19 protein-coding genes and 2 pseudogenes are annotated in these 22,207 nt (G+C 64.9%); 9 read left to right on the top strand and 12 right to left on the bottom strand.

The features are described 5' to 3' along the window. Nucleotides 1-37: 37 nt before the first annotated feature. Nucleotides 38-1,795, bottom strand: coding sequence for an aldehyde dehydrogenase family protein (locus tag E3O11_RS09340; protein WP_092452021.1), 1,758 nt, complete (start codon nucleotides 1,793-1,795; stop codon nucleotides 38-40). A 313-nt stretch (nucleotides 1,796-2,108) separates the two neighbouring features. Further along, the gene (ald, locus tag E3O11_RS09330) at nucleotides 2,109-3,224 is read right to left on the bottom strand and encodes an alanine dehydrogenase (protein ID WP_092452025.1); all 1,116 of its coding nucleotides are present in this window, start codon (nucleotides 3,222-3,224) and stop codon (nucleotides 2,109-2,111) included. A 150-nt stretch (nucleotides 3,225-3,374) separates the two neighbouring features. Between ald and E3O11_RS09325 the strand changes: the two genes are divergently transcribed. From E3O11_RS09325 to E3O11_RS09315, 3 genes are all read left to right on the top strand, one after another. Next, on the top strand, nucleotides 3,375-3,860 hold the full coding sequence (locus E3O11_RS09325; protein ID WP_092452027.1) for an Lrp/AsnC family transcriptional regulator: 486 nt from the start codon (nucleotides 3,375-3,377) through the stop codon (nucleotides 3,858-3,860). 22 nt (nucleotides 3,861-3,882) lie between these two features. Beyond that, nucleotides 3,883-4,509 (top strand): LysE/ArgO family amino acid transporter, encoded by a 627-nt coding sequence (locus tag E3O11_RS09320; protein ID WP_092452029.1) that lies wholly within the window; start codon nucleotides 3,883-3,885, stop codon nucleotides 4,507-4,509. 466 nt (nucleotides 4,510-4,975) lie between these two features. Beyond that, nucleotides 4,976-6,253 carry a hypothetical protein gene (locus E3O11_RS09315; RefSeq protein ID WP_092452031.1) on the top strand — a complete coding sequence of 426 codons (1,278 nt, stop codon included), beginning with the start codon at nucleotides 4,976-4,978 and terminating at the stop codon, nucleotides 6,251-6,253. A gap of 203 nt (nucleotides 6,254-6,456) precedes the next feature. Here E3O11_RS09315 and E3O11_RS09310 read toward each other — a convergent pair whose 3' ends face one another. The 4 genes from E3O11_RS09310 to E3O11_RS09295 form a co-directional block, all read right to left on the bottom strand. Then, entirely contained in the window at nucleotides 6,457-6,975 is a 519-nt protein-coding gene (locus tag E3O11_RS09310; RefSeq protein ID WP_092107039.1) for a CarD family transcriptional regulator, read from the bottom strand. Between the two features lie 11 nt (nucleotides 6,976-6,986). Next, nucleotides 6,987-7,655 (bottom strand): TetR/AcrR family transcriptional regulator, encoded by a 669-nt coding sequence (locus tag E3O11_RS09305; RefSeq protein WP_092452034.1) that lies wholly within the window; start codon nucleotides 7,653-7,655, stop codon nucleotides 6,987-6,989. 80 nt (nucleotides 7,656-7,735) lie between these two features. Further along, nucleotides 7,736-10,093 carry a trehalase-like domain-containing protein gene (locus E3O11_RS09300; RefSeq protein WP_092452037.1) on the bottom strand — a complete coding sequence of 786 codons (2,358 nt, stop codon included), beginning with the start codon at nucleotides 10,091-10,093 and terminating at the stop codon, nucleotides 7,736-7,738. A 205-nt stretch (nucleotides 10,094-10,298) separates the two neighbouring features. Beyond that, entirely contained in the window at nucleotides 10,299-10,643 is a 345-nt protein-coding gene (locus E3O11_RS09295) for an HPF/RaiA family ribosome-associated protein (RefSeq protein WP_092452039.1), read from the bottom strand. Nucleotides 10,644-11,120: 477 nt separating this feature from the next. On the opposite strand from E3O11_RS09295, the gene E3O11_RS09285 reads away from it, so the two are divergent. After that, nucleotides 11,121-12,134, top strand: coding sequence for an acyltransferase family protein (locus E3O11_RS09285; RefSeq protein ID WP_092452040.1), 1,014 nt, complete (start codon nucleotides 11,121-11,123; stop codon nucleotides 12,132-12,134). Between the two features lies 1 nt (nucleotide 12,135). Here E3O11_RS09285 and E3O11_RS09280 read toward each other — a convergent pair whose 3' ends face one another. After that, on the bottom strand, nucleotides 12,136-12,906 hold the full coding sequence (locus tag E3O11_RS09280; protein ID WP_092452042.1) for a hypothetical protein: 771 nt from the start codon (nucleotides 12,904-12,906) through the stop codon (nucleotides 12,136-12,138). 56 nt (nucleotides 12,907-12,962) lie between these two features. On the opposite strand from E3O11_RS09280, the gene E3O11_RS17620 reads away from it, so the two are divergent. The 3 genes from E3O11_RS17620 (at nucleotide 12,963) to E3O11_RS09275 (ending at nucleotide 14,433) form a co-directional block, all read left to right on the top strand. Next, the gene (locus E3O11_RS17620; RefSeq protein ID WP_158251619.1) at nucleotides 12,963-13,103 is read left to right on the top strand and encodes a hypothetical protein; all 141 of its coding nucleotides are present in this window, start codon (nucleotides 12,963-12,965) and stop codon (nucleotides 13,101-13,103) included. Between the two features lie 307 nt (nucleotides 13,104-13,410). Further along, a complete protein-coding gene (locus E3O11_RS18435) occupies nucleotides 13,411-13,545 on the top strand; it encodes a hypothetical protein (protein ID WP_277871269.1) in 135 nt (44 codons plus the stop codon). A gap of 3 nt (nucleotides 13,546-13,548) precedes the next feature. Further along, complete coding sequence (locus E3O11_RS09275) at nucleotides 13,549-14,433, top strand: hypothetical protein (RefSeq protein WP_134495489.1); 885 nt, start codon at nucleotides 13,549-13,551, stop codon at nucleotides 14,431-14,433. 32 nt (nucleotides 14,434-14,465) lie between these two features. Here the strand turns inward: E3O11_RS09275 and E3O11_RS09270 are convergent, their stop codons facing one another. Next, on the bottom strand, nucleotides 14,466-14,873 hold the full coding sequence (locus tag E3O11_RS09270; protein WP_166787549.1) for a permease prefix domain 1-containing protein: 408 nt from the start codon (nucleotides 14,871-14,873) through the stop codon (nucleotides 14,466-14,468). On the opposite strand from E3O11_RS09270, the pseudogene E3O11_RS18150 reads away from it, so the two are divergent. Further along, nucleotides 14,835-15,044 (top strand): annotated as a pseudogene (locus E3O11_RS18150) (hypothetical protein); the annotation flags it as partial. The gene E3O11_RS09270 and the pseudogene E3O11_RS18150 sit on opposite strands and share 39 nt — an antisense overlap. Here the strand turns inward: E3O11_RS18150 and E3O11_RS09260 are convergent. Next, the gene (locus E3O11_RS09260) at nucleotides 15,041-17,188 is read right to left on the bottom strand and encodes an InlB B-repeat-containing protein (protein WP_139226671.1); all 2,148 of its coding nucleotides are present in this window, start codon (nucleotides 17,186-17,188) and stop codon (nucleotides 15,041-15,043) included. The pseudogene E3O11_RS18150 and the gene E3O11_RS09260 overlap by 4 nt on opposite strands. A gap of 779 nt (nucleotides 17,189-17,967) precedes the next feature. Continuing rightward, the gene (locus E3O11_RS17615; RefSeq protein ID WP_166787548.1) at nucleotides 17,968-18,108 is read right to left on the bottom strand and encodes a hypothetical protein; all 141 of its coding nucleotides are present in this window, start codon (nucleotides 18,106-18,108) and stop codon (nucleotides 17,968-17,970) included. Between the two features lie 636 nt (nucleotides 18,109-18,744). On the opposite strand from E3O11_RS17615, the gene heR reads away from it, so the two are divergent. Next, on the top strand, nucleotides 18,745-19,548 hold the full coding sequence (gene heR, locus E3O11_RS09250) for a heliorhodopsin HeR (protein WP_092452052.1): 804 nt from the start codon (nucleotides 18,745-18,747) through the stop codon (nucleotides 19,546-19,548). A 26-nt stretch (nucleotides 19,549-19,574) separates the two neighbouring features. On the opposite strand, the gene E3O11_RS09245 is transcribed toward heR, so the two are convergent. Continuing rightward, nucleotides 19,575-20,621: a TerC family protein gene (locus E3O11_RS09245; RefSeq protein ID WP_092452088.1), complete on the bottom strand. Its 1,047-nt coding sequence runs from the start codon at nucleotides 20,619-20,621 to the stop codon at nucleotides 19,575-19,577. A gap of 682 nt (nucleotides 20,622-21,303) precedes the next feature. Beyond that, nucleotides 21,304-22,119, bottom strand: a pseudogene (locus tag E3O11_RS09240) (HipA domain-containing protein); the annotation flags it as partial. Between the last annotated feature and the right edge of the window lie 88 nt (nucleotides 22,120-22,207).

Here is a 22,207-nt window from a genome sequence, read left to right as displayed (position 1 = left end):
CCCGGACTGCAGTCACGAAGTGGCCGAAGGAACAGGGTCAGGCGCGAAAGGCGGCGGCAAGGATGCCCGGCAGCCTGCGCACTGAGGGACGCGCGGCGAATTCGGTCAGCAGGCGAGCGGTCAGGGCGCCACGTCGGGCCGAGACGAACCACGGAGGCTTCGGCAGCAGCGCCCACTCCCCGTGCACGACCGAGCGTGGAAACGGCCGAAAGGGCCCCCGCACGACGGTGCGCTCCACGTCGTCGAGCAGCAGGGCGTTGTGCACCACGCCGATGCCGCTCTGCACGTCGCTGAGGGAATGCCCCGGGAACGCGCCCCACGGCGCCGCCGCTGAGAGAAACCCGACGCCGGTCCAGGCGTTGATCGCGATGGTTCCATAGCGCAGGCGCGCCACTGCCTGCTCGAACCCGGCACCGAGCCGGCGGATCGTGCTCGGCACTCCGAGAATATTCGCGCCGAGCGTGCCGAGAAAATCGCGGTTTACCGTCTCGACGGCTGCGTCGAGAAACGCCAGGCCGGTGCCGGGAAGTTCGACAACGCCGAGCACCGGCGCGAAGTATTCCGTTCTGAGCATATCTTCCGGCACAGCGGATGCCCACGCCTCGGGCGAGTCCACACCGCCCGTTTGCGGCGCTTCACGACTCGCCCCGGCTGGCACGAGCAGGCGCCCGCCGGGAATCGAACGCGCGACCGGGTAGGCGGCGCGGGCCGCGCGCATCCGCTCATCGCTGCCGGGGTACCAGGCTGGCCGAGCCGGTGCGGACGCGAGGGCCGCCGCGACCGCGTCCAGAAACACGCGCTTCTGCGGCCAGGTGGCGCTGAGCACGAGTACCTGCCCGGCGATGCAGTTGTAGCCGCCGTTGTGCAGCCGCATGGTGGCGACGTGTTCGGCCTGATAGCGCAGGTCGCGGGTACTCCACCGGCCCGGCAGCACGATGATCGGTGAGACACCGCCGAGTTCGCTGGTGATCGGTTTGGTGAGGCGCGGGGCATCCGTTTTCGAGCCGGCGAACACGATGGCGTCGTGGGTGGCCGCGCTGCCGGTAATGTGCACGTGGCCGATGCCGGCGTGGTGCGCGAGATAGTCGCCCACATCGGCGCCGCCGGTGACGATGCAGAGCAGGCCGGCCTCGATGAGTGGGGCGAGCGCCGCGCGATAGACCGGCAGCAGGCCGTCGAAGGTGGGGTTGAGCTTGAGGATGGAGACCCGATTGTGTGCCACGAGTTCGTAGAGCACGTCGAGCGGCGCGATCGAACTGATGTTTCCGGCGCCGAGCACGAGGCCTATTCCACGGTCGGGCCTGGGCCCAGAGTCCTCACTGGGTGCCCTGCCGGAAACGTGCTGCCCCAGTCCGGCCCGGGATCGGGCCTGCGCCGCTGTGACGCCTGGTCGCAGCCAGGCCTGGGCGGTGAATCCGTGCAGCAGGAGCCCGTCCCAGGCGTTGTGTGGAAGCACGGAAACCGTGACCCGACCGCCCGGTGCCCTCCCCAGCCGCCGGCCGGCGAGCGGGCTGTGTCCCGCGTCGAGCACCCGAAGTGTGCGCTGCAGCGCGGTCAGTGACGTGAGCACGCCGTACGGCCCGGTCAGCCATTCCTCCCCGATCAGCGGCGACGCCTGGTCGAGCCCCTTGGCGTGCGCGGCAGTGAGCACCCAGCGCTCGGCTTCGGCGGCGACGGATGCTGCGACACTCGCCAGCAGATCGGCTCGCGCCGCTAAGGTGGTCGCCGCCCACCCCTCGCTCCCCCGTGCCAGCGCTGCGATGGAGAGGTCGAGCCCAGCCTGATCCGCCGTCATTGATCTCCCCTGATTGCCGACCAGCCTAGTGCTGCAGTTCAGGGTACGACGACGGGGCAGTGCAGCTGGGTACGCTCGCCGGTTCGATCGATCTCGTGCTGATCCATCGGCTGGGCGCAGACTGGGCAGCCCCGAACCGGCGCGGGAACGGCAGGCAACAGATCCGACCCGTTTAATCCGACCGGCGGCGGTCCCAGAATGGGAAACAGACGACCGTTGAGCCAGGCCGTCATTCCGCCAGGTCCCTTGATTCGCGGTTGGGAGTCCTTACCGTGTGTCACAACTCTTAGTGTACTGACCAGCCCGCGACCGCTCAGGCGATCGCGTCGGCGACGCTCAGCAGCTCGGCCTGAAACGCCGCAGCGACGTGCGCGTTGGTGATGCGCCCGTTGTGCACATTGAGGCCCTGGGCGAGGGCGGCGTCTTCGGCAATGGCCTTCTTCCAGCCCTTCTGGGCCAGCGCGATCACGTAGGGCAGGGTCGCGTTGGTCAGCGCACGGGTCGAGGTGGCCGGCACGGCGCCGGGCATGTTGGCGACGCAGTAGTAGACGCTGTCGTGCACGGCGAAGGTGGGGTTGTCGTGCGTCGTGGCGTGCGAGCCCTCGAAGCAGCCGCCCTGATCGATCGCGATATCCACCAGTACGGAACCCGGCTTCATCGACGCGACCATGGCGTCGGTGACGAGTTTGGGTGCCTGCGCTCCCGGAATCAGCACGGAGCCGATCACGAGGTCGGCTTCCCGAACCTGCTCGGCGATCTCGTACTGGGTCGACGCACGCGTCTGAATTTCGCCGTTGAACCGCGCCTCGAGCTGGCGCAGGCGGGCCAGAGACAGGTCGATGATGGTCACGTCGGCGCCCATACCGAGGGCGTTGGCCGCGGCATGCTCGCCGGCGACGCCGCCGCCGATCACGACGACCTTGGCCTTGGGGGTTCCAGGAACGCCGCCGAGCAGAATCCCGCTGCCGCCGTTGGCGCTCAGCAGGTGGTAGGCGCCAACCTGCACCGAGAGCCGGCCGGCCACCTCGCTCATCGGCGAGAGCAGCGGCAGCGTGCGGTCACTCAGCTGCACGGTCTCGTAGGCGATCGCGGTGGTGCCCGACTCGATCAGTGCTTCAGTGCAGGCAGCGGATGCCGCCAGGTGCAGATAGGTGAACAGCACCTGCCCCTGGCGCATCAGCGGGTATTCGCTCGCGATGGGCTCCTTGACCTTGAGCAGCAATTCGGCCGCCGCCCAGACGTCGGCGGCGGTGGCAACGATGGATGCCCCGGCGAGGCGAAAAGTGTCATCGGTGATGCCAGAGCCGAGCCCGGCACCCTGCTCGATGATGACCTCGTGACCGCGACGGGTGAGCTCATTCACACCGGCCGGCGTGATCGCGACGCGGTTCTCATTGTTCTTAATCTCGGTGGGAATGCCGACCAACATAGGGGCTCCGTTTCGCAGTCGCCAGTGCCGAATGCATCGGCTTTGATAGGAGTTAGACTGCTATTGATTCGTTTCCGCTAGGTAAAATCCGTGGAATCTGCCAGACTTCAAAAATATTTCACGAATTATGCGGTGACGAGGAGAAGCAACATGGCCGAAGCGAAGAGGATTCGATCGCTCGAACCCCTTGACGAGGTCGATCGCATTCTGGTCGCGGCGCTGCAGGCGGATTCCCGCACCACCAACAGCCGTCTGGCTGCGGCGGCCGGAATCGCCGAGTCCACTTGTGTTTCCCGGGTGCGCTCACTGGTCAGCCGCGGAATCGTCACCGATTTCACGGCCATGGTCGATCCCAAGGCGATCGGCCTCGGGCTGCAGGCACTGATCAGCGTCAGCATTCGCGCCGGGGCCCGCACGCACATTCCGGCATTTCGCGACTCGATCCGGGTGATGCCCCGGGTCGTCCAGCTGTTCTTTCTCGGCGGCTCCGAGGACTTCATTATTCATCTGGCGGCCCGCGACACCGACGATGTCCGCGATTTCGTGCTTGAGCATCTCTCCGCCAATCCGGCCGTGGCGTCAACCCGCACGAGCATGGTGTTCGAGCACTTCTACAACGGTGTCGCCCCCGAATAGTGCGCCCTAAACTGAGCAGGAAATGAACCTCGCCGATACGCTCCTGCCCGCCCTGTTCGGCTTCGGCACCGGACTCGCCCTGATCATCGCGATCGGCGCCCAGAATGCGTATATTCTGCGGCTCGGCATCGCGGGCAAAAACCGCACCGTGCTCGCGGCCGTGCTGATCTGCTCCCTGTCCGACGCCGTGCTCATCTTCGCCGGAATCGTCGGAATCGGCGTGCTCATTCAGGCCGCCCCGGCCGCGCTCGTCGTCGTGCAGGTGCTCGGCGTCGGCTTTCTGCTGAGCTACGGCGTGTTCGCCGCCGTGCGCGCTTTTCGCCCCGGCGTGCTCGTCGCCGCGGCCACCACCCAGGTGAGCACCAGGGCCGCCGTCGCGACGACCCTCGCGCTGACCTGGCTCAACCCGCATGTCTACCTCGACACCCTCATTTTTCTCGGCTCGGTGGCCAATCAACAGGGCGCGAACGAACGCTGGTGGTGGGGCGTCGGCGCGATCACGGGAAGCTTCGTCTGGTTCTTCGCGCTCGGCTTTGGCGCCCGGATGCTGCGGCCCCTGTTTGCCAAACGCTCGTCCTGGCGAGTACTCGACGGCTTCATTGCCGTGGTCATGATCGCCCTCGGGGTGCGGATGGCCTTCGGGGTATAGCGAAGCTGTGCGCGCCAGTAACCGGCCCTGCCGAGAAGCTGAACCTCGTGGTTGGCGCCCGCGGGCACCGGCACCTCGGGCGGGAACACCCCGAAGCCGCGCCACATTTCGATGTCGGGCGCGTGGAACCACCAAGAGCCAGAAGGCCGCCCTGAAACAGATGCAGACCGTCGCCGACGGCCGACGTATCCGCAGGGCACACGCCGCCCCGCAACCCGCGCCCGAGCTCGCCCGCTATCTGGTCCGGGCCCGGGCCCCGGTCAGCGCACGAGCGCGCCCGATACTGGTGCGCGCTACGCCGTTACCGTAGCGCGCACCCAGATCGGGCGCGCTCACGCGGATCCCCGACCAGGCACCGCGGCCGCCACCCTCGGGGGTTCGCCCGCGCACTACCGGGACACGATGCTGGTTGGATAGGAAGCACGTGCCGACCGACGAGTTGGGCGAACCGTTTGGGAGGCCACGAGTGCGACTGCTCTATGCGCTGCTCCTGAGCGGGGTGATCCTGTTTGTGGGACTGTCGGTCGCGCTGCCAGACGCGACGCTCGTGGCGGGCGGGCTCACCATCGCCGCGGCGGCGGTCGGGCTGGTTCTGGTCAACCGCACCCAGCGCATCATTGCAATGCTGCTGATCGGTCTTGGGATCGCATCCGTTCTGATCGGGGTTGCACTCGGAGGCACAGTCAACGGCCGGGACCTGCTCTCTGTCAATCAAGACCTCATCGGCATGCTCACGGCCGTGTCGTTTCTGCGGCTCATCACACCCAGCGAACCGACGACCCGCACCCGCTTGCACGGCCGGCTCGCAGTGCTGCGCACCGCGCTCGCCACCCACGCGCTCGGCGCCATCATCAATATCGGTGCGGTTGGAATCGTCGGCGACCACCTGCGCGGTCGCACCGCGCTGCGACTACCCGATGCCGCGCTGTTGTCCCGGTCGTTTTCGGCTGCGGCGTTCTGGTCACCGTTCTGGGCGGCCGCCGCCGCGGCGACCACGCTCGTGCCCGGCGCCAACTCGCTCGTGTTGCTGCTCGTCGGCTTGGGCCTCGCGCTCGCGGCGATCGGGCTGAGTGTCTGGGACATTTTTCGGCTCTGGGGCCGCGACCTGCCGGCCTATACCGGCTACTCGCTGAGCTGGGCGCTCGTGCGGGTTCCGCTCGCCCTGGTCGCTCTCGTGATCATCGCCCACCAGCTCTTTTCGGCCGTGCCGGTGCCGCGCATTGTGCTGATCGCCGGCCTTGGCGTGACGCTGCTCGGCTTGCTCATCGTCAACGGTCGCGGTGCGGTGCGGTCGCTGGCCCGGCATGCCAAACACGACCTGCCGCAACTGCGGGGTGAGGTCACGCTCTTCGCCTCAGCCGGGGTCCTCGCGGTCGGTCTGCGGATGCTGTTTCCCCTGTTCGAGCTGCAGCTCCCGGTCAGCGAGTTCACCGTTCCCGTCGCCTGGGCCATGATGCTGGCGATGATTCTGCTCGCGCTCGTGGGCGTGCACCCGGTCGTGTCGGTCGCGGTGGTCGCGGCCCTCATGCATCCGCTGGGACCCGACCCGACCCTGTTTGTGCTGGCCGCCTGCATCGGCTGGGGAGTCTCGACCGCTGTGGGACCGATCACCGGGCTGACCATGCTGCTCAGCTCGCGCTACAGCATCGATAGCGTTGCGCTCACCCGCCGCAATCTGGTCTATCTGGCTGTCGTGCTCGTCGCGTCGTGGCCGGCCCTGCTGCTGTGTGCCGCCTCAGTCTAGCGCCTGGACGATGCGCGGGGCGAACGCCAGTGCGCGGTCCCCTGCCCCACCGGCGCACGAGCGCGCCGGTACTGGTGGCCGCTACGCCGGTTACCGTAGCGCGCGCCAGTACCGGGCGCGCTCAAGCGGACGCCCGGCGCGGCTGGGTTAAACAGGTGTGCACCCTCGTTCGCGCGGCGAACGAGGGTGCACGGTCAGGCAGACTAGACGGCTACTTCAACCGGCTCGTCGCTGACGACGTAGTTCTGAATTTCGATGAGCAGCAGGTCGCCGGCTTCCTGGTCGGTCAGGCCTTGGGCCAGAGCGAGCTCGGAGACGAGGATCTGACGAGCCTTTTCGAGCATCCGCTTTTCGCCGGCCGAAACGCCCTTGTCTTGGTCGCGACGCCACAGGTCGCGCACGACCTCGCTGACCCGGTAGACACTGCCGCTGGCCATCTTCTCCTGGTTGGCCTTGTAGCGGCGTGACCAGTTGCCCGGCTCCTCGGTGAAGGCGTTCTGCAGAATTTCGTAGACGGCGCTCACCCCGGCGGCGTCGATGACGTCGCGCACCCCGACGAGCTCGACGTTGTCGACCGGCAGCTGAATGGTCAGCGCGCTGGTGTGCACGTTGAGGGTCATGAACTGCTTTTCGACGCCCTTGATGGTGCGGGTTGCGAGGGCCGTGATGGTGACCGCTCCGTGGTGCGGGTAGACCAGAGTTTCGCCGATTTCAATCTTCATGGAATGCGCCTTCAGTGTTGTGTGGGTGATGCAACGCGTAAGGGCGTTGCGCTTGAGGTCTGGGGGTCCTGCAGCCAACCGGGCAGGAGCGCCACGAGCTGGTCGACAAGTTCGTCGTCGGATACGTCGAGGTGGCCGCGCATCCAGGAGCCGATCAGGGTGAGCGCACCGCCAGCCACATAGGTCGTCACCAGTTCGGCGTTCACGGTCTCGTCGAAGACGAGCACCGACTCAAGCATGCGAATGGCGTAGGCCTCGATGATCTGGTCGTGCGCGCTGCGGGTCAACGGCAGCTCGAGCACGCTCGCGTAGAGGGGAAAATTCTCGACCATATGCGCGACGAGCCGGCCGTACCCGAATCGGGCAGCGCTCTCGCCCGCTCTTAATGGGCGCAGATCCAGGCCGGCCGAGCCAATGTCGGCAAACTGGGCCTGCAGCAGCTCGGCGGCGAGAACGTCGAGGCTCGCGAAATGCGCGTAGAAGGAGCTGCGGCTGATTCCGGCCAGGCGCACGATTTCGGCCACTGAAACGGATGCCGCCGGCTGAGCAATCAGCGTACGGATCGCCGTGAGAATGAGCCCCCGGGTGCGCTCGGCCCGCGGATCGTGCGTGAGCTTGAACTCTGGGACAACGTCGACCGGCACCTCGACCACGAGGCCGGGGTCAGTCAACGAAGTCATTCCTTTACTATAGCACTTTTCGGACACGTGTCCGAGACCCGGGCGCGTCCTCACGGCGGACTCGCGGAAACCGGCCGACGCTACCGCCCGCGGTACTTGTCGAGGAGCTGCGCGCAGCGGATGAAGCCGAGGTGTGAGTACGCCTGCGGGTGATTGCCGAGGTGCTTCTCGGTGGCCGGGTCAAATTCCTCCGACAGCAGCCCGGTCGGGCCCACGAGGATGACCAGCTGGTTGAACAGCGCCTCGGCCTCGTCGAGACGCCCAGCCAGGACGTAGGCCTCGATCAGCCAGGTCGTGCAAATGTGGAAGCCACCCTCGAGCCCGGGCAGCCCGTCGTCATAGCGGTAGCGGAACACGGTCGGACCAACGCGCAGCTCGCGCTCGACGGCGCTGACCGTCTTCTGAAAGCGCTCGTCGTTGACGTCGAGCAGGCCGGACAGCCCGATGTGCAGCACGGCGGCGTCCAAATCCGGGCTGTCGTAGGCGACGGTGTAGGACTGGGCTTCCTCGCTCCAGCCCTCAACCAGAACTTCGTCGCGAATCGTGGTGGCGAGCTCGTGCCACCCGGCACCGACCTCGCGACCGTGCCGTTCCGCGGTACGAATGGCACGATCCACCGTCACCCAGCACATCGTCTTCGTGTAAGTGTGGTGCCGCGGCGAGCGCCGGGCCTCCCAGATGCCGTGGTCGGGTTCCTGCCAGCGACTCGTAACAGCCTCAACCATCTCGGTGAGCAGGTGCCACTGAAAGTCCGAGAGCGTTCCCTGCCGGGCGCTGAGCGTGTCGATGAGTTCGGCGACCGGTCCGAACACGTCGATCTGCACCTGGTTGTCGGCAGCGTTTCCGATGCGCACCGGGCGAGATCCGGCATAGCCGGGCAGAGATTCGAGGCTCGCCTCCGTCGACAGCGACGAGCCGGTGACCGAATAGAGCGGATGCAGCCACTGCGCGCCGGGACTGTCCGCCACGACTCCGGCCAGCCAGTGCAAAAAGCCATCGGCTTCGTCGGTCGATCCGAGGTCGACGAGCGCCTTGACCGTCATCGATCCGTCGCGCAGCCAGCAGTAGCGATAGTCCCAGTTGCGGGTTCCACCGATGCCCTCGGGCAGGGACGTTGTCGATGCGGCGAGCACCGCACCGGTTGGTTCGTAGCAGAGGGCACGCAGCACGAGCGCGGAGCGGCTCACGAGCGACGGCTTGACGCTCGGCAGGGTGAGTGTGTTCACCCAAGCACGGGAGTCATTCATGACCGCGCCGCGTCTGGCTGCTTCGCCGGCAGCATCCGGAATATAGGGCTCGGTGTCGCCGCAGCGCAGGTTAAGCATGACAGCCCCGGCAGACAGGTCGACGATGGCCGTGGCCGTTTCGTTGCGGCCGTCGGAGGTCACCTCGAACTCGACGCCCGGCGCCGACAGCGCGATGGGGTCCGGGGTTCCGGTGATGGTGACGACCCCGTCGGCCGCGTGCATGTTGAAGTGGGCGACGGCGTAGTCGGGTCGGGGCGCGAACACGATGCGGGCCAGACCGGTACCGGTGAGTTTGCGCACGAGGTTGGTGATCCCGAGCGGTGAGGGCTCGATGTAGTCGGTCACGGTGACGTCGGCCCAGCGGGTTTCGACGATCATGGTGTTGTCCACATAACGCTGGCCGAGAACGCGGCTTTTCTTGACCGGTTCGATCGAGAAGTGACCGGCCTCTTCACTGCCCAAAATGCTCGCGAACAGCGAGCCAGAATCGGGCAGCGGATGCGTCATCCAGCAGATGCGCGCTTCCGGCGTCACGAGGGCGGTCGACGTGCCATCGCCGATCATGGAGTGGCGTTCGATGGCAACGACGTGCTGGCCGAACAGCCAGTCCTTGCGCAGTTCAAAGAGCAGGGCCAGCAGTTGCGCGAGCTTCTCTGGGCCGCTGACCCGGTGCGCGGCGACGGATTCGCCGTCGCCGATGCGAATTCCCAGGTCGGGGCCGTGCAGGGTGTTCATCGCCATCTCGTCGCTCGCACCGTCGCCGGCGAAGAAGGCGGCACTGACGCCCAGTCGGGAGCGCAAGCGGTCAAGGGCCGCGCCGGAATCCTGCCTGCTCGCGTCACCGTCGTCGGTGTCGAAGAACTCCGAGTCGAACTCGGCGCCGTTCGAGCCGACCAGGTGCACCTCGCGGGGCAGTCGGGAGTCAGCGGCGAGGTCGCGCAGGGTGCGCCCGCTCATCACGGCCGTGTGCGTGTTGGGCAACGCGGCGAGCGCCCGCAGTGCGAGCGCCGACTCGACGAGCAGCTTCGAGGGCACATCCGACGCGCCGTGATACGACAGGGTGCCACCGTAGTTACAGGCCACGAGGAGGGAGGGCGTGCGCGCCAACTGCTGCAAGTCCTGCAGGATCTCGCGCGACAACCCGGCCAGGCTGCGCGGTAGGTTCTTGGTCAAGTTCAGGCGTTGGGGCATGGGGGAGTTCCTAGCAGAGGAGCAAACAGAGGGGCACCGCTGCCAATCGCTGGGCAGACCTAGGCGACGTTACCATCGGCGCTGGGCTGCACGAACGGTGCCACACCTTCTGGCATGAGGTTGCCAGCCGCGCTGCGCCGCTCGGGGCACCCAGTCCTCGGGGTGCCCCGAGCGACAAAGGGTGCCCCGACCGCCGCGCGGTGAGTTAGACGACCTCGCCCATCGGGAGGTTGCCCTTACGGGCATCCAGCTTGCCGAAGTGGCTCTCCAGCAGGCTCTTCATCTTGTGCAGGGCACCGGTCAGGGCTTCCTCCACGGCGTTGGCGTTTTCGGTGACGACGACGGGCGTGCCGCCGGCTGGGCGGGCCTCGAGGGTGCACTTGATGTCGTCGGCGCTGCTGCGGCCGGCGCTGCCGTCGGAGAGGTGAACCTCAACCCGGGTCAGGCGTTCGCCGTAGCGCGAAAGGGACTCTTCGACAATCGTTTCGAGCGCGCCAGAAACCCGATCGGTGCCGTCAATATTGCTGTCGGTATTCACGATGACCTGCATAATTACTCCTCCAGTTGCTTGCAACTTCAGGCTACCGCTCCCGCATGTGAGCGCCGGTTGGTGACGCGTGGTATGCGCACAGCTGCGTCTGAGGCTTGAGTCGTTCATGTTCCCAACGTGAGGTTGCACCAGTGAAGATTCTCGTCGCTTTCGCGCCGCAGTCCCTGCGCTGACCCTCGCCAGTTCGGTTCCGGTGCAAGTGCCTTCAACACCTCTGAGGACCTCGGATTCAGCGCCGCCGACCTCGACCGACCGGTCGGCACCGACGAACCCAGCAACAATCTCGACCGGTAGAGCGTCGACCAGCTCGTCGACGCCCTGCTCGGCTACCGGGGAGTGCTCATCGTGGTCAGACACGACGACGCGTTCTTCGCCCGGCTGCACCTGACGACGTCGCTCGCACTTGATCTGACCGGCGCGCTGGCGGAAAGCGCGAACCCGACTGCGTGAGGCCGCAAGAACCCGTAGCCTATTCTCATGCAGACGAGGCCTGATCGGGGCGAACGGGTCGTTGCCATCGACATCACCCGCGGGCTGGCGATCATCGGCATGTTCGTGGCCCATGCCATTCCGCGCGCGGGTGACGCCGAATTGCTCGTCGATGGGCGCTCCTCCATTCTGTTCGCGACCCTGGCCGGGGTATCGCTCGGAATCATGACCGGATCGGCGCATCCGCTCGGTCGCGGCCAACGTTCGGATCGCGTCGTCGGCATCGTGGTGCGCGCGCTGTTTTTGTTTCTGCTCGGCCTGGTGCTGTCCAGCCTGCACAGCGGCATCGCCATCATTCTGCACTTCTACGCCCTGATGTTCCTGCTGCTTCTGCCGCTGTTGTTTCTGCGTCGGTGGCTGCTCTGCCTGATCGGCGTCGCGTTTCTGCTGGGGGCGCCCATGCTCGGCGCCGCCCAGGTCGACGTGGATGTCGACCAGCCCACGCTCGCCTATTTCGTCGACTATTTCTTTCTCAACGGCACCTACCCGGTGCTGATCTGGATGCCGTTTCTTCTGGCCGGCCTGATCGTCGCACGGTCCGATCTGCGGCGTGCGAAAAACCAGGTCGCCCTCGTCGGTGTCGGCGCGTCAGCGGCGGTGGCCGGTTACGGCGCGGCCACCGTGCTCCCCGGGGTCAGCGCCGAGGCGCACTCCGGATCGATCGCCGAAGTGACCGGCTCTGGCGGGCTCGCCATCGCACTGATCGGCGCGCTGCTCTGGCTCACGGCGGTGGAACGTGGCCAGCTGGGTCGGATGCTGCGCGGCATCCTCTCGCCGGTCGGAGCGACCGGATCGATGGCCCTGACCGTCTACACCCTGCAGATTATGGTCCTGGCCATCGTGGTCGCCGGCGGCCGGGAGGTTGACTACCCCGGCTGGCCGTTGCTGATCTGGATGCTGCTGCTCACGTTCATCCTGGCCAGTCTGTGGCGCTATCTTCTGGGCCAGGGTCCGCTCGAGCGTCTGCTCGCCGCGCTGACCCGCGCGCCGCGAATGAGCTGACTCAGCTGATGCCGCCCATGCGCTCGAGCGCCGCGCGCATGATCTGCGCCTCGGGTGTCGGGGCCACGTGGTGGTTGGTGTAGATGCCGACGAGCCACTGCAGCACCTCGTCTTCGCTCATGGCGACGGCGGTCCAATCCACCCCGGGCTCCGCCGCGGTGCGGGGCTCCCCGGTTTGCGGGTCGAGCCAGGCGCGCGCGATCGGCACGTCGGTGTCAGCGTTGTTCATGTTCCAGAGCAGCGCGATCGGGTGGTTGTCGCCGTCGATGTGTTCGTGGTCGACCCGCCCGGACCCCAGCCACGGCAAGGTCAGCAGCTCGCCGATAATGTCGACCTCGATCAGTTCGAGCTGGGTCGGGTCCGTCTCGGGAACATAGAGCGTGAAGCCCTGCTCGAACCACTCGGCGGCCTCATAGATCGAGTCGAGCAGCTCATCGAGTCCATCGATCTCCTGCACCAGAATGAGCGCCCATTCGAGCAGAATGGCGGTTTGATCCTCCGGCCACGGGCTCTCGTACGGGTCGGCGGTGCCGTGATAGTGAAAGCTGGGGCCGGCTTCATCGAGCAGCACGTGCAGTTGACCGCTGTCGTAATCGATCGACAGGTTGAGGGCCTCTCCCTCGTCGTCGCGGTCGGCGAACAGGTCGGGATGGGCCAGCTTCGGCGGCAGCGTGATCGCTGCAGCGAGCCGGGCGCCCAGATCGAGAACGACGCGAAACTGAAGGGTGGGAAGGCGCAGGGTTTCATCCTGCTCGTAGTGCTGGTCTGACATATCCAAAGTTTATCGATCAGGCGCGGGCGTGGTCGCCGGTCCGTGACCATTCACCGATGCTGCCAGCGGATGCTACGGCCTACCGCACATCGGCGGCAGCATGGCAGACTGCGCCGTATGAATATCGAACTGTGGTGGCCCAAGCTGACGCCGTCGACTGGATCGAGACGGTCACCAACAAGGAAGAGCCCTCCTGATACCCGACCGCGGAACGCGTCGCACCCGAAACAGCAAGGTATGAGCTCCAGACACGGTAACGAGGACGATATAAGCGCGCCCGATCCGGGTGGCAGCTGCGCCCGTGCGTTACCGTAGCGGCTACCCACTTCGAGCGCGGTCGCGCGTTTCAGCTGGCGCACTCGTCAGCAGAGCCGATATAGGCCCTGCTGAGCTGAGGGACGGACCGATGCTCGATGCGCTGTTCGAGTCGCTGGTAACGCTGAGCGTGCTCGGCCCTGCCGTCGAACGAGTCCGAGACGCAGCCTGCGAGAATGGGGACCGATTATGATGTTCCTCAACGTCGTCTGGCTCGTGCTCCCAGTCATCTGGCTGCTCCTCGGTTATCTGCTGGCCGCGCTCATCATCGCCATCCCGGTCGCACTCATGCCCCTCGGCAAACAAATCATGGTCACGCAGTAAGCGATGGGGACTCCTCCGACCAACCCTGCGGTCAGCGACAGCAAGCTTCGTCGACGGATGCTCCGCGCGACCGGCCTCGCTGCGGCAGCCCTCCTGATTTGCGGCGGCACGCTGTTCACCCTCCGTGCCACCGCTTGGGCCGACTACACGTCGACCTCTGCCTCCCTCGCCACCCGCCAGGCGGCCACCGCTGACCTGGCTGGCGCGACCGAGACGGCGATCGTTGACGCTCGGCGCCTGCTCGCGGACAGCGCCGGGAAGGTACTCACCGAGGAGCCGCGCGTTGCGCTTCGCACGGCCATCGAAAACGCGACCGTGCGCATCCGCCCCACCACCGAAGCGCTGAAAGTGGCGACGGATGCTGCGGCTCACGCTCCGAACGACGACCTGCTGTCGGCGGGCATCGCACTGCGCCAGGCCGCAGCTCGGCTCGCCGCGCTCGGCTTCCCGGCCGCCGACACGCTAACGAGCGTCGACCAGGACCTGGCCGAAGCCAGGCAGGTCGTTACCGACGCCGTCGCAGCCTGGAGCATCGAACAGGAGCGCATCATCCGCGATCGGTACACGAACCACGTGCACGCCGCCGGTTGGTACCCGGAACTTGACGCATGCCTCGGCTCCGTGGACCTCACCGCCAGCTACGGTGTGGCTACGATCGCCGAACACTGGTCGTGCGGCGGGCGCGACTTTCCCGAAGAGCCGGGCACACTCATCACCCTGACCGGGCTGCGCGCGGGCACCTACCGGGTCGAGGGCATCGTGGCGATGCTCAACCAGGCCACCGCCACCACCACCGATCTGCCGCGCGGCTTCGACCTGCTGTACCAGACCTGCCAGAACGGTCAATCCTCGTCGATGTCAATGACCGCACTGACGAAGCTGGGCTGACCCGGGCATCCGCTTCGATCAGTCTGCAGCGCTCACGCGAAGCCGAACACCGGCGCGAATATCACCAGGACGACAGCAGCCCACACCCCGTAAACCGTCAGGCCGGCCTTGACGGCCAGCCCCGACCCCAGGGCGATGCCGCGCACCACGGCAAGTTCGCGCCAGGCCGGCGCGCGGGTGGCGTCGGCGTCGTCTGGCACGAGCACTAGCTGCGTCCCGAGCCGATCGGAGTGTTCCCGGGCGAATTCCCGGGAGATGGCGTCGAGGTTGCCCAGCCGCTTGATCGCCACGAGGAACGCGTGGTCGTGGTCGTGGTCGAGCCCGTTGGCTAGCGGGTCTTCGATCTGCTCACGCAGGTGGTCTTCCAGCTCCTCCACCTCATGGGCACCCGGGTAAGCCGCGGCACGCGGATCAAAGCGGTGCAACGAATGCTCGGTCATGCCGCCGCGGCGATGACCCTCGACACGTCCGCAGACCTCTTCGATGACGACCTTGACGCCGTTGCAGACCGTTTATGTTGCCACGCACCGGCGTCGCGTTTCAAGATTTCGAATCGTCTTGTTCGAGAAGAGGTCCCGCAGCCGCGTCTGCGGCTGCGGGACCTCCACTAGCAGACGGTCCGGTTTCGGCGGCGGATCAAGACGGCACCGAGCCCAAGCAGTATCAGTGCGAGAAGTCCAAGCGGTCCTGCATCCACACCAGTGGCTGCAAGGTCACCAGTCTCGGCCTCGATGGTTGAGACGTAGATCGCTGTTCCTTCGGCACCGACGGTGATGTAGACGACGCGGCTACGCGCAACCCCATCGACACCAACTGCGTCAAGCGTGAGCGTGTGCTGACCTGGGGTCACGCCTGCAGGCATAAACACGGTCGTGTTGAACATCCCTGAGCTGCCGACAGTGCCTCGAAGAAGCACGACAGGATTTGACCGCAAAGTCACGGTGTACGTAGATCCTTCAAGCAAGTCGTATCCGGAGACATATGCCGGCGCTCCTCCGACACGGTCACCCGCCACGAGATCCAAATTCAGCGAGATCTTGATATCAGGACTCTCATCGACCGGCCCTGAAGCAGGGGTCCACTGTGCGTACAAAGTGGTGTTCGAGGTGAAGGGGAAGTGGGTGCCGTCGGCGAAGGGGACACCAGACCCGTCGGCCGCCGTATTCCAGCCGCTAAAAAGGTATCCGGCACGCGTGAACGTGTTCAGCATGAGCGTGCCCGAAGCCGACCCCGACTGTGCTGTCATCGACCCGATGCCGTCGTTCGAATTGAACATTGCGGTGAAAGTTGCAGGCGGATCGACGATCGAGACCACCGTCCACTGCGCGAACAGAGTGGTGTCACCCGTGATCGGAGTCGTGAAATCCCACTCACTGCCACCCGCAGCAGCCGTGAACCACCCATCGAAGGTATAGCCGGCGCGCGAAGGCTCCCCCGGGTTCGTCGCCAGGTCACCCTCAACCACAGTCTCATCCGCAACCGGGCTACCCACAGCAGAGCTGAAACTCACCGTGTAGCTGCCCACCGGAGCCGGCGCAGCTGCGACAGGACCCACCAGAATCGCCCCGCCCGTTGCTGTGCGGGTCGCGGAGAAAGGAGTGTCGGTGCCGCTTCCAGACTGCGCTGATACGAGTGTGTAGTTTGCTCCAACGTCACCGGCGCTCGGCGTTACCGATGCGGTGAACGTCGCAGTGACGGTCTGTCCGGGCAGAAGGCTACCTATCGTCCAGACGAGCGGCGAGCCTGTGATTGATCCGACTCCTGTCGACGGCGAGGTCACGGTCACCCCTGATGGAACAGGAATCGTCACAGCAGCATTGCTGAGCGCTCCTCCGCCGGGGTTCGAGGCGGACACGGTCACGGAGTATGAGCTGGTGGCACCCTCAGTGGGCGGGTTGCTGCCAGATGCAATTACTGCTCCCGCGGACACGGCCAGTGAAGCGGGCGAAAACGACACCGTCGACAGGTTTGCAAAGTTGACTGCACTTCCGGTCATGAAGTCCTTATTGATGACCGAGAGGTTTGCTGCCGCCGAGGAGCCGTAAAAGAGTTTAATCGGCGTCGACGCCGTGATGGTGTTGCCCGAGATCGCCGTGATATAGCTCAACGGTACCTGGTAGTCGAGGAAATACTGTCCTGAGCCGTCTCCCGCCGGGACCACGCGCATCCCGCCGGAGGTTTGCCCCCCGGCATTGTCGAAGGGGTAGGTGTAGATGGTCGAGATTGTTCCTCCAACCGAGTCCGTGACATACACGAAGTCCTTTGCTGATTCCTTGCCGTTCACGCCGACGACGGCCTTGACGACGTCGTTGACGGCCAGGACAGTCAGGAAGGCTCCGCCAAACAGGCCGCCTTTGGTGTTGTCGGCGGGATTGGTCGCCAGTCGGGTGCGAAAGAAAGCTGTCGTGCCCGTCGCGGCATACTGCACCGTTGCTTCAGACCCCACGCAGGCACCAGTGCACGCTCCGCTGGCAAGATCAGTGTAAGGAGGGTTTTGGTCGGTGTTCGTATCGCGAACAGACGTACCGTCGCTGAAGCGATAGCTGTTCCAACTAGCGGGCCACGCATCCGCAACAGCGCCCGTGGGCGACCCGGCTGCAAAGACCGGCGTCACCGGTACGAACACGAGCAGGCTCACCAGAGCAATGATCAGGCCAAAGGGCAGGGCAATACGCGCGGAGGATCTCGTAAAACCCCGCAGAGGTAGGTCGCTCATATGTTTATAGTAAAGTTCGCCGCCCCGTTTGGAACCCAATTGCCCATATATTTTGTAACCCAGATGGGTGGATCGTTTGAAAAAAAATGCCCCAGTAGGTACTGCCCTAAATCAGTCTGAAATTGTCCGCTCATCTACCCTCTTGCAAAGAGTTGCAAGTAGCGGTGAGAACGTGGACTCATTTTTCTAGGCCTGGACACCTCGAAGTCTCTGCCGGCGGAATCATAGGGTCGAATGAACGAGGGACGGCCCGGCTGACAGCCCGCAACTCGGACTTGGTGCCTTCCAACGTGGTAGTCGTGACCACGTCAGCGTCCATTATTCCGCCACATCCCGCGCACTCCGGTGTCCCGTTGGCGTACACGTGTTTCGGCAGCCGAATGCCNCCCCCCCCCCCCCCCCCCCCCCCCCCCCCCCCCCCCCCCCCCCCCCCCCCCCCCCCCCCCCCCCCCCCCCCCCCCCCCCCCCCCCCCCCCCCCCCCCCCCCCCCCCCCCCCCCCCCCCCCCCCCCCCCCCCCCCCCCCCCCCCCCCGGAGTCGACCAGTGCCCGTGGCGGTGTGACAGCAGCAATGTATGAGGTGCATTCTGCCCGCACTACTGCTGTAGTAGCACCGCACGCCGCATCCCGGTGGGCTTGATTTTCAACCATCGCTCTCAAATTTCAACTGGTTTGCTCGAACTTCACGCTCCGAGTTCGGAGATTCTGCGATACAGAGTTGCGCGCGACATGTTCAGATCGCGCGCGACCAGAGTGGCGGACTGCCTGCAGCGCCCGCCTTCAGCCTGTCAGGGGAACCCTCAGCGGGACGCACTGGGCGTCAAACAATAGTCGACTGTTCCAGCCCGCGCACGATGGTGTGTTCGGGGTCGCTCGGGCTACGGCCGAAGAGACCTCCAAGGTCGGTGCTCGTGCGAGAGAGAAAACCGTACGCCGCGCTCGAGTAGATCGATAGGAGCATCGCCGGTTGGAAGGGCCGCAGTCCGCTCTCGTCAAAAGCAGCGCGCGGTAACGACCAAGAGAAGCTGGCTTATAGACCAGACCGGCCGCCCTGGCGATCTGGTCGGCCGTGACGTCGCGCGGCCCGACCAGGTTGTACACACGATTGATGTGGCGATCCGGGTCGGATGCCACATTGGCCGCTGCCTCCGCCAAGTCAGCGCGAGTCACCACAGCCGCGGCACCGGAACCAAATGGCGCCGTGATCACACCTTCGGCCGGCGCCAGCAGCGATCCGAAGAACTCGGCGTAAAGGCCATGGCGCAAAATCGTCCAACGCAGTGCGTAGCCCTGAATACGTCGATCTGTCCACCGATGTGCCAGGGCAAAGCCCAGGTGATCCCTGTCCGTGGCAACGCTGGTGCAGATCAGGTGCTGCACGCCGTCGCGTTCCGCGGCCGCCACATCGTTCTCATGCTGAAATCATGGGCAATCCCTCTCGGTGGTTCTGAACAATCGTTCGCGAGACAGGACGCACGCCACAGCTGGAGAAATGGCCAGCCTCATCCCGGTTTTTTCTCTTCGAACCCGATAGTGGATTCGGCGGTGCCAAGATGTCCTCAAGGGCACTAGCCCCCACGAACGAAGGAGCCGTCTCATGTCCAAAAGGGTCTACTCACCGAACGAGCAAATCGATCGGCTGCGGATCTATAACGTTGTTGCCGGAAGTCTGCACCTGCTCCAAGCCGCCGGATTTGCGGTGATTCTCACCATGCTGAGCTCGCAGGTTCTGTTCGCCGTGACGGCGGACTACCTGGCTGGCCCTCCCGGAGTTCCGATTCCACCGGAACGGGTCACGCTCTTCGAAGTGAACATCGGTGTCGGCGTCGTCGCGTTCTTGGCCCTCAGTGCCTTCTTCCACTTCCTCATCTCAAGTCCCTGGTTCTTTGCGCGCTACAAGAATGGGTTGCAGAACAACCACAACTACTTTCGATGGGTCGAGTACTCCCTCAGCTCGTCGATCATGATCTGGCTGATCCTGGCAATCAACGGGGCCACCGACATCGGTGCGTTGTTCGCCGTTTTCGCCGTCAACGCGGCCATGATCCTGTTCGGTGCGCTGCAGGAGAAATACGAACAGCCCGGCTCGGGCGGGCGGCTGCCCTTCATCTTCGGGTCGATGGTCGGCATCGTGCCGTGGATCCTGATTCTGATCTACTTCCTGCGTCCAGGCAGCGTCAGTGACGTCGCGGCCCCCGGCTTCGTCGTCGGCATCGTGATTTCGCTGTTCCTGTTTTTCAATACCTTCGCTGTTAACCAGTGGCTGCAGTACAAGCAGGTCGGCAAATGGAAAAGTTACCTCCAAGGCGAACGCACTTACATCACCTTGAGCCTGGTGGCGAAGACCGTGCTGGCCTGGCAAGTCTTCTCGGGTGCCATCATCCCGGCGATCGCTAGCTAGGGGCCATGCCCACCGCGGGATCCACGTCACTCATCGGAGCGATCCTTTGTGCTACCGACAGGCACTCGTCCACTGCGGCGGAAGACCAGCTCGGCCGCGGCAAGTTCCTCGTCGGTGGCGATCCGGAACACCCCTGCCGCCTCGGCATGCACTTCGCGTCGGCCTTGACCGCGGGTAGCGCGGAGGCTGGCCACGATGGACACCGTAATGATGGTCACGACCACTGCCAGGCTCATCGTGGTCAGGATATAGAAGACATCCAGGAGCAGCATCTTGATACCCACCCAGATCAGAACGAACGCCAGTCCGATCTTGAGGTAAATGAACCGATGGATCAGGTCCGCCAGCAAGAAGTACATAGCCCGAAGGCCCAGGATGGCAAACGCGTTCGCGGTGAAGACCAGGAAGGGTTCGCTCGTGACGGCGAAGATAGCCGGGATCGAGTCAACGGCGAAAATGATGTCCGTGATTTCCACCAGCACCAGCACGGCCAGCAGCGGGGTCGCCACCAGCATTCCTGCCTTGCGGATCAGGAACTTCTGCCCGTGGTATGCGTCGGTCGTCGGCACGAACCGACGAAACACCTTGAGGATGCGGGATTTCTCGGGGTGGACGTGGTCGTTACGGGAGTGGAACATCCGCCACCCGGTGTAGATCAGGAACGCGGCGAATACGTACAGGATCCAAGAGAAGTTCTCGATCAGCGCGGCGCCGGCGGCGATGAAAATCCCGCGGAAGATCAGGGCGCCCAGGACGCCGAGGAACAGCACTCGGTGCTGGTACTCACGCGGGACCGCGAAAGCGGCGAAGATAATCGCCCAGACGAACACGTTGTCCACCGCGAGGGATTTCTCGATCAGGTAGCCAGCGAAGTACTGCTGCCCGATTTCCGCCCCCCACAGCATCCACACCAGCACGCCGAACGCGACACCGAGAGTCACCCACACGATCGACCAGACGGCGGCTTCCCGCACACCGATCACGTGAGCTTTGCGGTGGGCGACCAGGTCGACGGCGAGCATCAGCAGGATCACACCCAGAACAGCGAACCACGCCCACAGGGGGACAGTCATGACAAAGACCTCCACGAAATTTTCGTGAAGGTCTTATCTACCTTGCGGCCCTGCGCACCGGAACCCGCGGCGGGAACGTATTGACGATGCGAAGCGAGGATTACTCCTCTTCTGAAGTCATTCAACAGGAGCGTGAGCTTCACGTCAACTGGGCAAGCCGAGGAATGTTTGAGCGAAGCAAGGAAGATGCTGGTTTGAGGCGCGCCGGTCATCCCGCTCGATTAGGCTCATCTCGCGGTTCAGCGGGCAATACAGGAACGTTTGATGCGGTGAAGGCTTCGAGACTCGACTTAGATTCCCGGTTGCGGCGCTACCCGCGGGTGTCGCGGACGATGAACGCGGAGGCATGAACGCCAACTCATCGTCGAACGCCACAATGCCGGCATCGTCGTAGCACGCTCGACATCATCGAGGGGTAGACACATCCATCTGCGATCTCGCAGGTGAGAGACGATGCCGGGACGAAGCATCGGGCATGTAGATTCGCCGCGCCGATTACGTGAGCCGCGAGAACGTGAGCCGAGCGGTGCCAACAAATGGCCATCGCTTGGATGCTACCCGAAGAAGGATCGCGGTCCGATGGCTGGCCGTCAATCACCATGATTTCGGTGAATTGTGGGCAAACAGCACGCCTTAGCGTGCAAACATAACAGTCGCGACCTCTCATTTTCCCAGAGGCGGCTCAGCGAGCGATGGCCGCGACCACCTGGGCTGCACGGATGGGCGTGCGTTCGACGAACCGCGCGACGATGTCGGTCTGCAGATGCGACAGCAACGACGACGCAGCAGCGGCGATCAGTTGTGGTACGGAATCCGCGACCGCGCTCGCCCAGTCAGTAACCAGTACACGGCTGAGGTCGGCTTCACGGGCGACGGAGCCCCACTCGAACCAGGATTGCCGACCAGCGGGATAGTCCGCAACAATGCGCATCGAGAGGTTCGTGTTGCGGAAGGCCGAGTCGGTCCGGGGGCGTCCGTCATCTGCTCGCCGGGCATACGGGATGAAGCTGCTCACGTCGTACAACGGAGTGAGGTCGACACCGTCAGGGCCGATGAAGACGGAATAGTTCTTGGAGTGGGCGTCGGTATTCAAAACCATCCAGGAGAACACGAGGGCTTGGACGAATGTCAGCTTCGAGGCGGCTTTGCGTTCGTCCGGCACGTGCGCATCAAGGAGACGCAGCACGTCCCTGTACGCGGGGCCGCCGCGGTTCTCGTGCTTCTGTAGTCGGGTGACACCCGTAGCCTGGACGAGATCCTCCTGATGAACGCGGACGATAGTCGGGACTGCGCCCGGGCTAGCACCAGCATCGACAGCCAGCCGGTCGAAGCGTTCAACGACGAGGGAGTGCTCACCGTCGAACATGCCGAGTTCCACAGTGGCAGTGTTGATCTCGGCCATCCGGGCGACTGTCATGGTGATGAACTCGACAAGCTCGCCCTCTTTCTGGCCACGTACCAGGGGCTTGAAAATGTGGGTGGTCGGGTGGCTGCCAGTCGGCTCGTACCAGCCCCGCCCGGCGTTGCCGAGCGAGAACTTTCCCTGGGCGCCGCCGAGCGGGAAATAGCCGGTATCCCGGTCCGGA

The organism is Cryobacterium levicorallinum, assembly GCF_004402405.1.
Classification (GTDB): Bacteria; Actinomycetota; Actinomycetes; order Actinomycetales; family Microbacteriaceae; genus Cryobacterium; species Cryobacterium levicorallinum.
The sequence above is the reverse complement of the archived record's forward strand: the minus strand, read 5'-3'. Positions and strand labels throughout refer to the sequence as shown.

What these genes read in the sequence shown, in the direction of transcription:
- E3O11_RS09340 (WP_092452021.1), bottom strand. Translation starts at nt 1,795, where the DNA reads ATGACGGCGGATCAGGCTGGGCTCGACCTCTCCATCGCAGCGCTGGCA.
- ald (WP_092452025.1), bottom strand. Translation starts at nt 3,224, where the DNA reads ATGTTGGTCGGCATTCCCACCGAGATTAAGAACAATGAGAACCGCGTC.
- E3O11_RS09325 (WP_092452027.1), top strand. Translation starts at nt 3,375, where the DNA reads ATGGCCGAAGCGAAGAGGATTCGATCGCTCGAACCCCTTGACGAGGTC.
- E3O11_RS09320 (WP_092452029.1), top strand. Translation starts at nt 3,883, where the DNA reads ATGAACCTCGCCGATACGCTCCTGCCCGCCCTGTTCGGCTTCGGCACC.
- E3O11_RS09310 (WP_092107039.1), bottom strand. Translation starts at nt 6,975, where the DNA reads ATGAAGATTGAAATCGGCGAAACTCTGGTCTACCCGCACCACGGAGCG.
- E3O11_RS09305 (WP_092452034.1), bottom strand. Translation starts at nt 7,655, where the DNA reads ATGACTTCGTTGACTGACCCCGGCCTCGTGGTCGAGGTGCCGGTCGAC.
- E3O11_RS09300 (WP_092452037.1), bottom strand. Translation starts at nt 10,093, where the DNA reads ATGCCCCAACGCCTGAACTTGACCAAGAACCTACCGCGCAGCCTGGCC.
- E3O11_RS09295 (WP_092452039.1), bottom strand. Translation starts at nt 10,643, where the DNA reads ATGCAGGTCATCGTGAATACCGACAGCAATATTGACGGCACCGATCGG.
- E3O11_RS09285 (WP_092452040.1), top strand. Translation starts at nt 11,121, where the DNA reads ATGCAGACGAGGCCTGATCGGGGCGAACGGGTCGTTGCCATCGACATC.
- E3O11_RS09280 (WP_092452042.1), bottom strand. Translation starts at nt 12,906, where the DNA reads ATGTCAGACCAGCACTACGAGCAGGATGAAACCCTGCGCCTTCCCACC.
- E3O11_RS17620 (WP_158251619.1), top strand. Translation starts at nt 12,963, where the DNA reads ATGCTGCCAGCGGATGCTACGGCCTACCGCACATCGGCGGCAGCATGG.
- E3O11_RS18435 (WP_277871269.1), top strand. Translation starts at nt 13,411, where the DNA reads ATGATGTTCCTCAACGTCGTCTGGCTCGTGCTCCCAGTCATCTGGCTG.
- E3O11_RS09275 (WP_134495489.1), top strand. Translation starts at nt 13,549, where the DNA reads ATGGGGACTCCTCCGACCAACCCTGCGGTCAGCGACAGCAAGCTTCGT.
- E3O11_RS09270 (WP_166787549.1), bottom strand. Translation starts at nt 14,873, where the DNA reads ATGACCGAGCATTCGTTGCACCGCTTTGATCCGCGTGCCGCGGCTTAC.
- E3O11_RS17615 (WP_166787548.1), bottom strand. Translation starts at nt 18,108, where the DNA reads ATGCTCCTATCGATCTACTCGAGCGCGGCGTACGGTTTTCTCTCTCGC.
- heR (WP_092452052.1), top strand. Translation starts at nt 18,745, where the DNA reads ATGTCCAAAAGGGTCTACTCACCGAACGAGCAAATCGATCGGCTGCGG.
- E3O11_RS09245 (WP_092452088.1), bottom strand. Translation starts at nt 20,621, where the DNA reads ATGACTGTCCCCCTGTGGGCGTGGTTCGCTGTTCTGGGTGTGATCCTG.